Origin of the sequence: Ruegeria sp. Ofav3-42 (genome assembly GCF_022347725.1) — a bacterium.
In the GTDB taxonomy this organism is placed as follows: domain Bacteria; phylum Pseudomonadota; class Alphaproteobacteria; order Rhodobacterales; family Rhodobacteraceae; genus Ruegeria.
This window is the reverse complement of record NZ_JAKRGB010000011.1, coordinates 30,751-46,014: the sequence shown is the minus strand read 5'-3', so window position 1 is coordinate 46,014 and position 15,264 is coordinate 30,751. Positions and strand designations below refer to the sequence as shown.

The 15,264-nt window shown below is 59.1% G+C and carries 16 protein-coding genes; 9 read left to right on the top strand and 7 right to left on the bottom strand.

Annotated features, from left to right (window positions below):
- The first annotated feature begins 48 nt into the window (after positions 1–48).
- The 3 genes from MHN28_RS16230 to MHN28_RS16220 all read left to right on the top strand — a co-directional run bounded on the left by MHN28_RS16230 (position 49) and on the right by MHN28_RS16220 (position 4,551).
- Positions 49–1,131 (top strand): TRAP transporter substrate-binding protein, encoded by a 1,083-nt coding sequence (locus tag MHN28_RS16230; RefSeq protein WP_239343604.1) that lies wholly within the window; start codon positions 49–51, stop codon positions 1,129–1,131.
- 121 nt (positions 1,132–1,252) lie between these two features.
- Complete coding sequence (locus MHN28_RS16225; protein ID WP_239343602.1) at positions 1,253–2,179, top strand: TRAP transporter small permease subunit; 927 nt, start codon at positions 1,253–1,255, stop codon at positions 2,177–2,179.
- Positions 2,180–2,196: 17 nt separating this feature from the next.
- Entirely contained in the window at positions 2,197–4,551 is a 2,355-nt protein-coding gene (locus tag MHN28_RS16220) for a TRAP transporter large permease subunit (RefSeq protein ID WP_239343600.1), read from the top strand.
- Positions 4,552–4,684: 133 nt separating this feature from the next.
- On the opposite strand, the gene MHN28_RS16215 is transcribed toward MHN28_RS16220, so the two are convergent.
- From MHN28_RS16215 to MHN28_RS16200, 4 genes are all read right to left on the bottom strand, one after another.
- Complete coding sequence (locus tag MHN28_RS16215; protein ID WP_239343598.1) at positions 4,685–5,074, bottom strand: VOC family protein; 390 nt, start codon at positions 5,072–5,074, stop codon at positions 4,685–4,687.
- Positions 5,075–5,080: 6 nt separating this feature from the next.
- The gene (locus MHN28_RS16210) at positions 5,081–5,905 is read right to left on the bottom strand and encodes an arginyltransferase (RefSeq protein WP_239343596.1); all 825 of its coding nucleotides are present in this window, start codon (positions 5,903–5,905) and stop codon (positions 5,081–5,083) included.
- A 77-nt stretch (positions 5,906–5,982) separates the two neighbouring features.
- The gene (locus MHN28_RS16205) at positions 5,983–6,414 is read right to left on the bottom strand and encodes an RDD family protein (protein ID WP_239343594.1); all 432 of its coding nucleotides are present in this window, start codon (positions 6,412–6,414) and stop codon (positions 5,983–5,985) included.
- A gap of 65 nt (positions 6,415–6,479) precedes the next feature.
- Positions 6,480–6,902: a DUF2852 domain-containing protein gene (locus MHN28_RS16200; protein WP_239343592.1), complete on the bottom strand. Its 423-nt coding sequence runs from the start codon at positions 6,900–6,902 to the stop codon at positions 6,480–6,482.
- A 147-nt stretch (positions 6,903–7,049) separates the two neighbouring features.
- Between MHN28_RS16200 and MHN28_RS16195 the strand changes: the two genes are divergently transcribed.
- From MHN28_RS16195 to MHN28_RS16175, 5 genes are read left to right on the top strand one after another with little or no spacing between them, the layout of a single operon-like run.
- On the top strand, positions 7,050–7,439 hold the full coding sequence (locus MHN28_RS16195) for a nuclear transport factor 2 family protein (RefSeq protein WP_239343590.1): 390 nt from the start codon (positions 7,050–7,052) through the stop codon (positions 7,437–7,439).
- A complete protein-coding gene (locus MHN28_RS16190) occupies positions 7,436–10,225 on the top strand; it encodes a glutamine-synthetase adenylyltransferase (protein WP_239343588.1) in 2,790 nt (929 codons plus the stop codon). The genes MHN28_RS16195 and MHN28_RS16190 overlap by 4 nt, the downstream gene beginning before the upstream one ends.
- Complete coding sequence (locus MHN28_RS16185; protein ID WP_239343586.1) at positions 10,212–10,484, top strand: hypothetical protein; 273 nt, start codon at positions 10,212–10,214, stop codon at positions 10,482–10,484. Before MHN28_RS16190 ends, MHN28_RS16185 begins: the two co-directional genes overlap by 14 nt.
- 38 nt (positions 10,485–10,522) lie before the next feature.
- Positions 10,523–11,725 (top strand): RSP_2647 family RNA methyltransferase, encoded by a 1,203-nt coding sequence (locus tag MHN28_RS16180; RefSeq protein WP_239343584.1) that lies wholly within the window; start codon positions 10,523–10,525, stop codon positions 11,723–11,725.
- A complete protein-coding gene (locus MHN28_RS16175) occupies positions 11,722–12,264 on the top strand; it encodes an RSP_2648 family PIN domain-containing protein (RefSeq protein ID WP_239343582.1) in 543 nt (180 codons plus the stop codon). The genes MHN28_RS16180 and MHN28_RS16175 overlap by 4 nt, the downstream gene beginning before the upstream one ends.
- Positions 12,265–12,334: 70 nt before the next feature.
- Here MHN28_RS16175 and MHN28_RS16170 read toward each other — a convergent pair whose 3' ends face one another.
- Positions 12,335–13,024 carry a M48 family metallopeptidase gene (locus tag MHN28_RS16170; protein WP_239343581.1) on the bottom strand — a complete coding sequence of 230 codons (690 nt, stop codon included), beginning with the start codon at positions 13,022–13,024 and terminating at the stop codon, positions 12,335–12,337.
- Positions 13,025–13,184: 160 nt separating this feature from the next.
- On the opposite strand from MHN28_RS16170, the gene MHN28_RS16165 reads away from it, so the two are divergent.
- Positions 13,185–13,853, top strand: a complete 669-nt coding sequence (locus tag MHN28_RS16165; protein WP_239343579.1) for a hemolysin III family protein — start codon at positions 13,185–13,187, stop codon at positions 13,851–13,853.
- Positions 13,854–13,904: 51 nt separating this feature from the next.
- On the opposite strand, the gene MHN28_RS16160 is transcribed toward MHN28_RS16165, so the two are convergent.
- Together MHN28_RS16160 and MHN28_RS16155 are read right to left on the bottom strand one after the other, a co-directional pair.
- A complete protein-coding gene (locus tag MHN28_RS16160) occupies positions 13,905–15,089 on the bottom strand; it encodes a VWA domain-containing protein (RefSeq protein ID WP_239343577.1) in 1,185 nt (394 codons plus the stop codon).
- 3 nt (positions 15,090–15,092) lie between these two features.
- Positions 15,093–15,263, bottom strand: a complete 171-nt coding sequence (locus tag MHN28_RS16155; RefSeq protein WP_239343575.1) for a hypothetical protein — start codon at positions 15,261–15,263, stop codon at positions 15,093–15,095.
- Position 15,264: the final 1 nt, after the last annotated feature.

Genomic DNA, 15,264 nt, shown 5'->3' with positions numbered 1-15,264 from the left:
AGCCCGGCACTGGCCCGGGTACTGAATATGTAGGGGAGGAACACTCATATGGATCGTCGTTCATTTCTGAAAACATCTGCTCTGGGCGGCTCGGCAGCTGCTGCCACCACGCTGGCGGCTCCGGCATACGCGCAGGGCAAGCGCACACTGACCATGGTGACCTCGTGGGGTCGTGGTCTGGCCGGTGTTTTCGACAGCGCCCAGCGTTGCGCCGACAGCATCACCGCGATGTCGGACGGCAACCTGACCGTTGACATCAAAGCAGCCGGCGAACTGGTTGGCGCATTTGAAGTTTTCGACGCGGTATCGTCCGGTCAGGCCGACATGTACCACGCGGCAGACTACTACTTCGTTGGTCAGCACCCGGGCTACGCGTTCTTCACCGCTGTTCCCTTCGGCATGACCGCTCAGGAAATGGTGAACTGGTACTACCAGGATGGCGGCATGGAGCTGCATGACGAACTGGGCCAGATCTTTGGCCTGAAGTCGTTCCTGGCCGGTAACACCGGTGCGCAGGCAGGTGGCTGGTACTCGAAAGAGATCAACAGCCCCGATGACTTCAACGGCCTGAAGTTCCGTATGCCGGGTCTGGGCGGTAAGGCGCTGGGTAAACTGGGCGCGTCGGTTCAGAACATTCCGGGTTCGGAAGTGTATCAGGCGCTGTCGTCCGGTGCGATTGACGGCACCGAATGGATCGGTCCGTGGGCGGACGAAAAGGCCGGTTTCCAGGAAATCACCAAGGTTTACTACACCGCTGGTTTCCACGAGCCGAACGCGGGTCTGTCGCTGGCAACTAACCGCGACGTGTTCGAAAGCCTGACACCCGCTCAGCAGAAGATCATCGAGATCGCGGCGGGCGAAGCGCACCAGTGGAACCTGGCGCAATTCCTGGCCAACAACGGTGCGGCCCTGCAGCGGCTGCAGTCGGGCGGCGTCAAGGTTATGGAATTCCCGGACAGCGTATGGGACGCGTTCGGCAAGGCCAGCCAGGAAGTTCTCGACGAGAACATGGGCGACGAGCTGTTCAAGAAAATCCACGACAGCGCAGTGGCATCGTCGACGTCGTCGGCTGGCTGGCTGGACCTGTCGTCGGGCGTCTACACCACGCAGCGTAACCGCGTACGCGGCTAATCGCCTGAACTATGCTAGAATGGTTTCCCCGCACCTGCGGGGAAACCTTTCCCGTTGCACATGCGCGGCCTGGACAATGCCGCCATAAACAGCAGTGCAACCGATACGACCTGGGGACAACATGCAGGACGAAAACGGTATCTCGTTCTTCGGCGCCCTGTGGAATGGACTGGTTTGGTTCATTCAGAACATTGCCGAAGCCTTCTATAATTTCGGATACGCCATCACGCATCCGCAGCTCTGGCTGAACTGGTCGGACAAAGAAGCCATCATGCGCTTTGTCTATTATGGCGGATCGGTCGAATTCTTCTTTGTGGTTTTCACACTGTTTCTGGTTCTGACGGCCATCGGGCTGTATTTCCGGAACTTCATGTGGGGCATGGTGCGCGGTTTGGAAGGGTTCGCGAACACTACGGGCCGGTTCTTTGCCTGGGCGGGCCTTCTGATGGTTATCCAGCAGATCGTCATCGTCTTTATGCAGCGCGTGTTCGCACGGCCGGACATGGCTTTTGGTCTGGGTATCCCGTTCCAGATGGACATCAGCTGGTACGCGGAAGAACTGAAGCTCTATAACGCGATGGTCGTCTGCCTGTGCTGTACCTACACATTCGTGCAGGGCGGTCACGTGCGCGTTGACCTGATCTATGCGGGCATCAGCCACCGCGCCAAGCGCGTGGTCGACATGCTGGGGGCGCTGTTGTTCATGATGCCGATGGCGGTGCTGACATGGATGTATGGCTGGTACTTCATGTGGCGGCACCTGATCGTGCCAAAGCCTTCGGCAAGCGACACACTGGATCGGTTGGTGATGAAATCCCGCGCCTTGCGCTGGAACGTCGAAACCATCGGGTTCAGCCCCAACGGATTCAACGCCTATTTTCTGTTCAAAATCCTGCTGATTGCATTTGCCGGAATGGTGTTCCTGCACGCGATCGCATTCCTGTACCGTTCGTACCTGGAATATGTGGAAGGACCGGAAAGCGTTGGAAAATACCTCGACAAGGACAGCCTTGGTGAGGGTGAAGAAGCCTACGAAGGCGCACATTAGGGACGGAGACCCAGACTATGTTATTCGGACTTGATGGCGTCGAAATAGGCCTCATTATCGTATTCTTTTGCCTTTTCGGAGGCATCCTATCCGGCTTTCCCGTGGCGTTCGCCATCGGCGGGGCAGGGATCATCTCATTCGGTATCATCGCGGCACTGGACAGCGCAGGTCTGCTGATCCATCAGGCGATCGACACAGGCTCGCAAGCCTATCGGGATGTAGTGAATTCGGGCGTCAAACCCGACGTGATATCCGTATTCCGATACCCGGATTTACCGCGGATCGCGGAACCGGTCTTTGCCGCCGGTTGGGAAACCGCGCTGGACCGTAACGTGTCCTTCATCGTGAACCGCATGAATGAACGTGTTCTGGCCGGGCAGTCCATCGAGACCCTTCTGGCCGTGCTGATGTTTGTCCTGATGGGCATCACGCTGGAACGCTCGAAAATCGCGAACGACCTGCTGACCACAATGGCGCGCGTCTTTGGCCCGCTGCCGGGTGGTCTGGCCGTGTCGATTGTGGTTGTAGGTGCGTTCCTTGCGGCCTCAACGGGTATCGTTGGTGCGACTGTTGTGACCATGGGCCTTCTGGCGCTGCCAACCATGCTGCGGAACAATTATTCGCCGGAACTGGCGACAGGTGTGATCGCCGCTTCGGGCACGCTGGGGCAGATCATCCCGCCGTCGATCGTGATCGTCCTGCTGGGTACGCTGGCCGGTGACCTGTATTCGACCGCACAGGAGACCCGCGCTGTCGAGGCTGGGTGCACCGATGCGCTGACCTATCTGGGTGAGCCCGCGGTGGTTTCGGTTGGAACGCTGTTCCAGGCGGCTTTGCTGCCGGGGATTATGCTGGCTTTGCTCTACGCGCTTTATGCCTTTGGGTATGCTCTGCTGAATCCGGAAAAGGCGCCGGCTGTTGAGATGTCTGGCGGCAGCGGTGAACCCATCACCCGGGCCGAGGGCCTGACCTGGTTGCTGGGCGCGCCGGTGGCGCTGATCGTCGGTGCAATTGTGCTGAGCAGTGCCGGTGTGATCGGCAGCCAGAACACCTCGGTTTCGGCTTTCTCGGATGTCGGTCAGGGCGCCTCGCTGCGGACCAATGTCTCGGCTGAGTGTCAGGCTTCAATGATCGAACTGCACGGTCAGTCCGCCTGGGATCAGGCCGTGGCTGAGCAGGAAGCCATCGATGCCGCAGGTGGAACGACCCAGGCTCAGCGCCTGAGCGAAGAAGAGCTGACCGCTGCGCGCGAAGCCAAGATCGCTGCTGCCGCCCCAATCGGGACCGGTGTTGCGGTGATCGTGGTGCTGCTGGCTCTGACGCTGGTGCTGGGCCGGGGTATTGCCCCGTCGCGTCCGGTACAGCCGCTGATCGTGGGGGCCATTGGCCTGCTGCTGATGCTGTTGGTGGATGTCCTTCTGATTGCGCCGACGACCTCGGCCGGTGCGACCTTCCTGCTGTTGGCAGTACCCTTTGCGCTGGCCATCTATGGCTGCAAAGAGGCCGCTGCACGCTGTGCGACCAATGATCTGATCCGGGTGGTTTTCCCGCCGCTGGTTTTGATCATCGCGGTTCTGGGCTCGATCCTTGGCGGTGTGACCAACCCAACGCCAGCCGCTGCGCTGGGTGCTGGTGGTGCGATCATGCTGGCGGCCTATCGCAAGTTGCAGGATCAGGGCCGGTCGGGTAAGGTGATCATCTGGTCGACGTTTGCCGTCATCATCTGTCTGCTGATGGGCGTGAACTTTGATCTGCGCGTCAATCAAGGCGGTGTCACCGTCGAAACCTGGATTGCATTCGTGCTGGCCTACGCGTCGTACCTTTATGCACTGTTCGGTTTGATTTTCGCCTGCTGGGTTCTGTTTACCAGCGGTGTTCTGACACCGGTCGTGCGCGAGACGGCCAAGGTGACCTCGATGGTCTTCACCATCCTGATCGGATCGCAACTGTTGAACCTGGTTGTGATCTCGTTCGGAGGTGAGCACTATATCCAGCAGTTCCTCAAGAGCTTTGACAACGAGTTCACAGTTTTCCTGATCGTGATGCTGGTGTTGTTCATTCTTGGGTTCGTGCTGGACTTCCTCGAGATCATCTACATCGTGATCCCGATTGTGGGGCCGGTCATTTATGGCGGTTCGTTCGATCCCAAATGGGTGACGATCATGGTGGCGGTGAACCTGCAGACGTCGTTCCTGACGCCACCGTTCGGGTTTGCTTTGTTCTATCTTCGGGGAGTTGCGCCCAAAGAAGTCACAACGGGCCACATCTATCGCGGTATTATTCCGTTCGTGATCATTCAGGTGGTCGGGATTGCGATACTGTGGTTCTTCCCGACGATTGTAACCATCATTCCGGATTTGATCCCCAACTGATGGAACCGTTTGAGCTAAATTGAAAAAGGGGGCCTGCGGGCCCCCTTTGCTTTGATGTTTTGGAAGGGGCCTGCCCCTTCTTGGCCTGCGGCCAATTCAACCCCGAGGTATTTTAAGCCAGATGAAGAGCGGATCAGGCGAACTGGATCAGGTCCCAGCGGTTTCCGAACGGGTCGCGCCATACCGCGACTGTGCCATAAGGCTCATGGCGCGGCGCTTCCTCGAAATGGACGCCTGCGGTCGTCATCGCCGTGTGGTCGCGGTCAAAATCGTCCGTCTGCAGGAAAAAGCTGACGCGCCCGCCCGTCTGATTGCCCACGGCGGCAATCTGACTTGGTCCGTCTGCCCGGGCCAGAAGTAAAGACCCATTGCCTGAACCGGGCGGGGCGACCCGAACCCAGCGCTTTCCATCGCCAAGATCGACGTCCTGCAGCAGCGTGAAGCTGAGAGTTTGGGTGTAAAATGAGATGGCGTCATCGTAGTCCGGCACCACGAGGGTGACGGCGAAAAGACTTTGTTGCATAGGATTTTAGCCTTTGGTGGGGTGTCGGTCTGGCAGTTGGATGCTGGCAACCTGCTCTGCGATTGGCGCAGTGGAAAGAGGGTGGTGGCTGGATTCCTTCAGTTCGTCCGGATCTTTGACGCTGATCCAATTGCCCTGAATATACGCCTCAAGCCCCGAAAACCGCGCCTTGTACCCCATCTTTGGACTGCCGGGCACCCAGTACCCCAGATAGACGTATGGAAGCCCGGCCTCTCGTGCAATATCGATGTGGTCGAGGATCATATACGTGCCCAGAGAATTTTGCGGCTGCTGGGGATCGTAGAACGAGTAGACCATGCTTAGCCCGTCATCCAGAACGTCGGTCAGGCTGACGCCGATCAGATCGCCAGTGTCGGGATCGGCATATTCTACGACGCGGCTTCGTATCGGAGTTTCCTCAATCATTGCCGCGAATTCGAACACGTCCATATCAGCCATGCCGCCATCCGCATGGCGCGTGTCCAGATAGCGCCGGAACAGCTCATATTGCTCGTCCGTCGCCCACGGCGAGTTGGCCTTGCGCTGCAAATAAGAATTCCGTTTCGCAGCGCGCTTCTGGCTTTTACTGGGGCGAAATGCCGAGACGTTGATCCGGGCGGACAGGCAGGCTGCGCAATCCGAACAGGACGGGCGGTAAAGCACGTTCTGCGACCGGCGGAAACCTTGCTGGGACAAGGAGTTGTTCAGCTGGTCTGCGCCTTCTCCCTGAAGGGCGGTGAACAGTTTGCGCTCCATCCTGCCCTCAAGATAAGGGCAGGGCTGTGGAGCCGTCACATAGAATTGTGGCGCTATTGGCAGCGTGTGTCGCATGAACGTCCCGTGTCTCTTGCGACCAGATGATAACAACCGATCCCGGAACCGCCAAGTGATTCACGCTGTTGAATTTTTTACGCGCGCTGGTTGATCATGACCGTTCCAAGGAACGCATCGGTAAGGCCCTGGCACCGGGCGCTGGTCAGCATCATGACGACCGAAATGATCTGGAGGATCGGAAAGGCCATGCTGACAAAGTAACCCGCCGTATGAGCCACTGCCTTGCCGGTATCCATCCGGGAACCGAAGGAGTCGCGCAGCTCAATCCCCATGAAGCGCATGCCCAGTGTCGCCGAGCCGTTTGCGATGGTCACAACGCGGTAGACAAAGCTGACGACGGCATAGATCAGGGCCAGGATGAAAAAGCCCATACCAAAGGTAAGCACGATAGCCACCGTACACAGCAGCGAAATGAAGGCGATGTCGAATAACCAGGCGATAAAACGCTTGATCGCGACAGACTGATAGAACTCAGGCTGTCTGTCTGGGTCGGGCAGATGGGTCATATTATGTTTTCCGGGTGAGAATTTTGGATACCCTGTCCCGAAATGCGGGACAGGGCAAGGCCAGCTTAGGCGCGCTCGCCGTTTTCGGCCTCATCGCGGTTTTCGCGGGCGCGTTCGTCCATGAACTGGTCGAACTCGGCTTTGTCCTTGGCATCGCGCAGACGGCGCAGGAAGGCTTCGAAATCCTGCTGTTCGCGTTCCAGGCGGGCCAGCGTATCGGACTTGTAGGCGTCAAACGCGCTGTTGCCGGATGGCTTCATCGCACTCATGTGGCTGTGCCAGGTTTTGCGACGGCTGCAGGATTTGCTGAACATGCGTTTGCTCCAGATCATATAGGCAAGAAGAGCCAGGCCAACAGGCCAGAAAAAGATGAAACCAAGGACCATGGCGGCGATCCAGGCCCCTTTGCCCTTGTCATCCATCCAGGCTTCGGCGCGGTAGAGCCACCCCGGGTTCTCAGGGACGGCGTGGTCGGACAATGCGGTCATTTGGGTTCTCCGGGTTGATGTAAATTGCGTTCACATTGTCTAGATGGGGACTGAAGAGGGGGTTGCAAGGGGGTAATGTGAAAATGATTTACATTTTGGGATTTTTGGGGCGTTGACCTTGCTAACGAACGGGCGCACTTTCCGCCTATGCAACATGTTGAAAACACTTCGCCTCCGTCGCTCGATGAAATTCTGAATCTGGAAAAGCAGGTCTGGACTGCCCTGATGGAAGGAAATGCTGCTGCCGACCGGGCGCTGTTGAGCGCGGATTTCTTGGGAGTGTACCCGACCGGTTTCGCGAACCGCGATGACCATGTCGGACAATTCGCCGACGCTCCGACGATGGCGCGGTACGAGTTGAGTGAAACTCAGTTGCGGGTTTTGACGTCGGATATCGTTCTGCTGTCCTACCGCGCCGATTACCGACGCCCCGAGTCCGAGGAATGGGATGCGATGCTGATTTCGTCCCTATGGGAACGACGGCACGACGTCTGGGTGAACAGTTTTAGTCAGGACACGCCGTTGGAGGGGAAATGACGGGGCCTCTTTTCATTCAACGCGTTCCGCGCGCATTTGATCAGTCGCTTGGGGACGACGCGCGTGCCGCGGTCAATGATATCACGCCCGAACAGGGTGAACTGATCGCTGGCACGGCAGGCTCCAGCCCTTATCTGAAAAGCTTGATCGACCGCGAAAAAGACTGGATAGCCTCGGCCTTGCAGCAACCTAATCAAGCGCTGGCCGATGTTCTGGACGCTGCGCGCGCGTTGCCGCCGGATCAGTTGAAACCGGGCTTGAGGCTGGCCAAACGCCGCATGGCCCTGCTGACCGCACTTGCGGATCTGGCGGGCGCGTGGCCCTTGGAGAAGGTGACTGCGGCGCTGACGGATTTCGGCGCGCTGGCTGCCGATGTGGCGGCCAAGGCAGAGATTGCCGCGTTGATCCGGCGCGGAAAACTGCCGGGGATGGGGTCGGACGATGTTGAGAGCGCCGCCGGGATGATCATCCTGGCGATGGGAAAGATGGGTGCGTACGAGTTGAACTACAGCTCGGATATCGACCTGATCGTTCTGTTCGATGAGACGCGGTTCGACCCGGACGACTTTTACGATGCGCGGCATGGCATGGTGCGTGCGACGCGCAATTTCTGCGCCACACTCAGCGATAAAACGGCTGATGGCTATGTCTTCCGTACCGATCTGCGCCTGCGCCCCGATCCGGCGGTGACACCGGTCTGCATGGCGGCTGAGGCAGCCGAGCGGTATTATGAAAGCTTGGGCCGCACATGGGAACGCGCGGCCTACATCAAGGCGCGACCGTGTGCGGGGGACCTCGCTGCCGGACAACGTTTTCTGGATACGCTGCGCCCCTTCGTCTGGCGGCGGCATCTGGATTTTGCCGCCATTCAGGACGCCCATGACATGCGCCTGCGTATTCGCGAGAACAAGGGCACCGGTGGTGCTCTGACCATCCCGGGTCATGACATGAAACTGGGGCAGGGTGGTATCCGCGAGATCGAGTTCTTCACCCAGACCCGCCAACTGATCGCAGGTGGCCGGGATCCGGACCTTCGTGTTCGCGGAACGGTGCCGGGGCTGGCGGCGCTGGCCGAAAAGGGCTGGGTGCCGCAGGACGTCGCCGACAAACTGACTGATCATTACCGTGCCCATCGTGAGGTCGAGCACCGCATCCAGATGGTGCATGACGCTCAGACACATAAAGTGCCGCAATCACCTGACGGGATCGAACGGGTTGCTTGTCTGATGGGGATCGACGCAGCTGATCTGACCTCCGACCTGACGCGCCGCCTGAGCGAAGTGCATGAGTTGACCGAGGGTTTCTTTGCGCCCGGTTCATCAACGCGTGCGCCGACGGCGGAAGCGGATTTTGACCAGAACGTTCTGGCCCGGTGGCCGACTTATCCCGCATTGCGGACACAACGCAGTGCGAGGATATTCGAACGCCTCAAGCCCGAACTTCTCTCGCGTCTTGCAAAAACGGCCCAGCCGGATGAGGCGTTGCAGGCGTTGGACGGGTTTCTGTCGCGTCTGCCCGCAGGTGTTCAGCTGTTTTCGCTGTTCGAGGCCAATACACATCTGATCGACCTTTTGATCGATATCGTCGGGACATCCCATGCGCTGGCCGCGCATCTGTCGCGTAATGCCTCGGTGTTTGATGCGGTGATTGGCGGCAGTTTCTTCTCCGACTGGCCAGGACAGGCCACGTTGCAGGCGGAACTCGAACAGGCCCTGGCGCAGGAGGTAGATTATGAAAGCCAACTGGATCTGGCCCGTCGCTGGTGCAAGGAATGGCACTTCCGAGTCGGTGTCCATCATCTGCGCGGGCTGATCGACGGAGAACAGGCCGGGCGGCAGTATGCCGAGCTTGCAAACGCGGTAATAGCCGCGATCCTGCCACGCGTGTCTGAGCAGTTCGCCGGCAAACACGGGCCTGCACCGGGACGCGGCGCGACGGTTTTGGGCATGGGCTCGCTTGGGGCCGGGCGGATCAACTCGCAATCCGATCTGGATATGATCGTGATCTATGACCCTCTGGATCAGGATACGTCAGATGGTCCGCGGCCTTTGGCCACCCGCACTTACTATGCACGGTTCACACAGGCGCTGATCACGGCGCTATCGGCACCCATGTCACAAGGGCGGCTTTACGAGGTTGATATGCGTCTGCGCCCGTCTGGCAATCAGGGGCCGGTGGCGACAAGCTGGGCGAGTTTCACAAATTACCAGAAGAATGAAGCGTGGGTTTGGGAACACCTGGCTCTGACCCGAGCGCGTGTGGTTGCTGGTGAAGGCGGGCTGGCAAAGGATATCGAGGTGTTTCGCGCCGACTTCTTGTCTCAGCCGCGGGATCGCAAGAAGGTTCTGCGCGAAGTGGCCGAGATGCGCGCTCGATTGGCCGCCGCTAAGTCGCCCGCGGGGATATGGGACGCGAAAAACGGACCCGGTCGCATGATGGATATCGAGCTGATGGCCGAAACTGGCGCGCTATTGTCGGGTGTGGCGAAGCGCGACGTGCAGTCCGGTCTGGATGGTGCCGTCGCTGCCGGACTGTTGGACGTCGCTCAGGCACAAACGCTGAAGGACAGCTACGACCTATGCTGGTCCGTGCAATGCGCAGCGCGTTTGCTGTCTGGTAAGGTCATCGAAGCCGACAAGATTGGCGAGGGAGGGACCGCCTTCCTGTGCCGCGCGACCGGCTTCGAACACGTCGATCAGCTGCAGGCCGCACTGCAGGAAAGCTACGCCACGGCTGCCGGGATCATCGGTGGCGTGATCAGAGAGGATGACAATGGGGCAGAGTAAGGATCCGAATGATCACAAGGGCTTGATCCGCGAAGCGTATCGCATTGAAGGCATCACTCTGCCTGAATGCCGCAGCATTTTTCTGGACTGGGCGCTCAGCCTGCCGGCCGAGCGGGATCAGAAACAGGCACTGGTTGATCTACATGCTGCATATTCCCAACAGGACGCCGACCATCCCATGACACAGGTGCTGGCTGAAGGGCTGCAATCTGCAAAGGCACCCAAGCGACGCGGCGGCTGGCGGTCGCGCGACCGCTAGGGCTTTCCCCCGGTGGCGTTCGCGACTAATAGGGCGTCATGACCCAAACTGCCGATCGCCCCCGTATCCGTCTAAAACCCAAAGCCAACGCGCGCGGGCTGCGCCAAGGCTTTCCCTGGGTGTATGCCAATGACATCGTGACGGATCGGCGAACCCGCAAAATCGCGGCGGGAGCCCTGGCGGTGCTTGAGGATGAAAAACGCGCGCCCATCGCGTTGGTTGCAGTAAACCCCGAGTCCAAGATCATGTGCCGCGTTCTGGACCGCGATTTGAACGCGCAATTGGATGCGTCATGGTTCGAAACCCGTCTGCGGCGCGCGTTGGAAATGCGCGAGCGCCTCTTCGACGCGCCGTATTACCGACTGGTCCACGCCGAAGCGGATGGCTTTCCCGGCGTCATCATAGACCGGTTCGGCGCTGCCTGCGTGATCCAGCCGAATGCAGCCTGGGCTGAGGCGCATCTGGAAGTTCTTACCGATGCGCTGGTCAGCGTAACCGGTGTGACGACCGTGCTGAAAAACGCCTCTGGCCGTACCCGTGGCCTCGAAGGGCTGGACGACGTCAACTTCACTCTGCGCGGGTCCGCGCCGGACGCGCCACTTCCGGTGCCGATGAACGGTGCTACCTACATGGCTGACCTGACAGGAGGGCAGAAAACCGGCCTGTTTTACGATCAGCGCCCAAACCATGCGTTCGCTGCGCAGTTGGTGCAACAGGGCGCTCAGGTGCTGGACGTCTTCAGCCACGTGGGCGGTTTTGGCCTCGCCATGCTCGCAGCTGGTGCTGGGCAGGCGCTTTCGGTCGATGGTTCTGCTGCCGCTTTGGAGCTTGCGGCGAAAGGGGCACAGGCCTCTGGCTTTGAAGGGAAATTCCAGTCACGGCAGGGCGATGCCTTTGAAGTCCTGACCAAGTTGGGTGAAGAGGGTGCGCAATTCGATGTTGTGATCTGCGACCCGCCCGCATTTGCGCCCTCGAAACAAGCGTTGGACGCAGGCTTGCGCGCCTACGAACGCGTGGCTCGCCTTGCTGCGCCATTGGTGAAGCCTGGCGGTTATCTGGGTCTGTGTTCTTGCTCCCACGCAGCTGATCTGGATCGGTTCCGCGATGCCTCGTCGCGCGGGATTGGACGCGCCGGGCGGCAAGCTCAACTGATCCATACGGGTTTTGCAGGTCCGGATCATCCGCAACTCCCGCAACTGGCTGAAAGCGGTTACCTCAAAGCCGTGTTCTACCGGCTTTGAAGGCGGTTCTGGACACCTGCGTCATCTACCCAACGGTGATGCGAGAGATGCTATTGGGCGCGGCCCGGTTGGGTCATTTCACACCCTTTTGGTCTGCACGCATCCTTGAGGAGTGGGCCCGCGCCGCACGAAAACTCGGGCCCGAGGGCGAAGCACAGGCCCGCGCAGAAATCGCGCTGGCACAAGCCAATTGGCCCAAGGCCGAGTTTCCTGCTGCAACTAATGTCGAACAGCATCTCTGGCTGCCGGACAGCGCCGATATTCATGTGCTGGCAACGGCCGTGGCGTCCTCTGCGGACGTGATCGTCACGGTGAACGCCAAGGATTTCCCCAAAAACATTCTGTCTGAAGAAGGGCTTGAGCGCCGTGACCCCGACTCCTTGCTATATGGTTTCTGGCAATTCGACCCCGAAGGCATGACCACGACAGCCAACCGCGTCCTGTCCGAGGCGAACCGGCTTTCGGGGGATCAATGGACATTGCGTGGCCTGATGAAAAAGGCGCGCCTGCCGCGTCTGGGCAAAGCCCTCACCACCTAAGTCCGGATCTTCTTCATCTGGCCAAAAATACCTCGGGGAGCGCGAGGGGCTGGCCCCTCGCTGCCTGAACCTAACCGTCCGTACCCCACCGCCGTTCCAGCGCCTCCAGCGCCGCGACCCGTTCATCTGTTTTGGGATGGCTCATCAGCCAGGCAGGAACGACCCCAGCCCGTTGCTGTGTCAGGTCTTCAAGCTTGTGGAACAGCGATTTCTGCGGGCCGATCCCGATCCCCGCCTTGGTCAGCAGCGCGGCGGCATACTCGTCGGCCTCATACTCATCCCCACGCGACAGACGCGACGCCAGCAGGTGGGTCAGCATGTTTGCAATCCACGCACCAATGAACGGAATGAAGCGGTTGAACAACATCATCAATGCCGTCCGCAGGGCATTCTGCCCCGAAAAGTCGATCATCCGACGTCGCGCATGCCCCAGCGCCACATGCCCAAGTTCATGGGCGATGACACTCGCCATCTCTTCGGCGGACACCTCGCCGCTGCGAAATTTGCGATAGAACCCGCGTGTGATGAATATCCTGCCATCCGGTGCCGCCAAACCATTCACCGGGTCGATCTCGTAGATGTAAACAGGAACCCGATCAATCTCGAGCGCTGCGGCCAACCGGTCGGTCATGCGTTTGAGGGCCGGGTCGGCCAGCTCGGTCGATTTGGCATCCAACTCGCGATGCGTGCGCCAGACGGATATCCGGTACATCACAACGGCATAGGCTATGGCCAGCAGGATCGGGGTCAGGCGAAGCATGGTATAGATATGGGTTCCGCGCGTCGCAGGGGCAACCGAAAAACGCGGTCGACATGTGGATAAAGCCTTCGCTCTCGGCTGATCAATGTGCGGTGAGTGGACTGAAACCTGCCGCCCGTCCGACTTGCCGAGGGGCAATCTGGGCCATAGCTTATTAGTTATGTGGTCTTTTGCCGATATCCGCCCGGCCTATAGCCGCGCTGAACGCGTCAGTGACGGTGTCGTTCACCTGCTTGGTTTGACCGCTGCGGTTGTCGCTGTGCCCATCCTCATTGTTTTGACGGCCCTCTATCGATCGGAGTCCGCGGCGGTGGTGGGGGCTTCGGTCTATGGTGTCACTCTCATTCTTATGCTGACGTTTTCCGCCCTGTACAACATGGTGCAATCCGAAAAATGGGCAGACCTGTTGCGTAAGCTCGATCACTCGGGGATTTATGTTAAGATAGCGGGCACTTATACGCCGTTCATCCTGCTTTCAGGTGCCCAGATGCCAGGGCTCATGATCGGGCTTTGGTCCTCGGCGACACTTGGGTCGATCCTGAAGATGGTCGACCCACACCGGTTCCGTTGGTTGGGGCTGGCGCTTTACGTGTTGATGGGATGGGCGGCCATTTGGGCCGGTCAGTCGCTGCTGGCAGATTTGTCGCAACCTGTCGTGGTGCTGATGATCACTGGCGGTATCGTCTATACCGTTGGCATAGCTTTCTATCTTCTCGATTGGCTGCCGTTTCACAATACGATCTGGCATGTCTTCGTTTTGACGGGCAGTGTGTTGTTTTTCCTCGCAGTTTCGTTCCGGATTGCGTGGGCTCCGGTCCTGCAGATTTGATTGGAGTGCTATAGCCGCTCAGGATTTGACCGCGCCCAGCGGTGCACCCCGCTATCGGGTCAGTTCCCGCATACCCTGTTCCAGACCGGCAAGTGTCATCGGCACCATGCGGTCCTCGAAAATCTCGCGGATCATGCCGATGGAATGGGTGTACTCCCAGTACTTTTCGGGCACAGGGTTGATCCACAGGTTTGACGACCACTGATCCCGCGCCCGCTGCAGCCAGACCTGACCGGCCTCCTGGTTCCAGTGCTCGTTCGCACCGCCGGGATAGGCGATCTCGTAGGGGCTCATCGAGGCGTCGCCGACAAAGATGCACTTGTAGTCCGGGCCATAGGTCCGCAACACTTCGTGAGTCGGGGTTTGTTGGTCCCAGCGGCGGTGGTTGTCGCGCCAGACACCTTCGTAAAGGCAGTTGTGAAAGTAGTAGTATTCCAGATGCTTGAACTCGGTTCTTGCAGCAGAAAACAGCTCTTCAACAACTTTGATATGCGGGTCCATCGAGCCGCCGACATCCAGAAACAGCAGCACCTTGACCGCGTTGTGACGCTCGGGCCGGGTCTGGACATCCAGATAGCCATGTTCCGCTGTGGCGCGGATGGTACCGTCCAGATCCAGCTCGTCCGCCGCACCCTCGCGCGCCCAGCGGCGCAAGCGTTTCAGTGCGACTTTGATATTGCGCGTACCAAGTTCAACCGTGTCGTCTAAGTTCTTGAATTCACGCTTGTCCCAGACTTTGACCGCCCGCTGATGGCGGCTTTCTTTCTGACCTATACGCACCCCTTCGGGGTTGTACCCATAGGCTCCGAACGGAGACGTTCCGGCGGTGCCGATCCACTTGTTGCCCCCCTGGTGGCGGCCTTCCTGATCCTTGAGACGCTCGCGCAGGGTTTCCATAAGCTTGTCAAAGCCGCCAAGTGCTTCGATCTCGGCCATTTCTTCTTCGCTGAGGTGTTTCTCGGCCATCTTGGCCAGCCATTCGGCGGGGATGTCGACAGCTTCGAGAACCTGCTCAAAGCTGATCTCATCCAGCCCCTCAAAGCTGGCGGCAAAGGCGCGGTCGAACTTGTCGATATTGCGTTCGTCTTTCACCATCGACACGCGGGCCAGATAGTAGAACGCCTCGACGTCATAAGTGGCCAGACCCTTTTTCATGCCTTCCAGAAAAGTCAGGTATTCGCGCAAGGATACGGGAATGCCTGCTTTGCGAAGGTTCTCAAAAAAGGGCAGAAACATGCGTTAACCCACCAACCGGACAAGGATCAGGGACAGCACCAGCCCGACCAGCGCGAAGGCGATGCCATAACCCGCGGCGTATTGGGCCATATCCGCGCCGCTGCCATTGCGTTTGCGTGCGGTCAGCGCGCCAAGGATCGCCCCCAGTATCGCCATTCCCAAAACTACGACCATG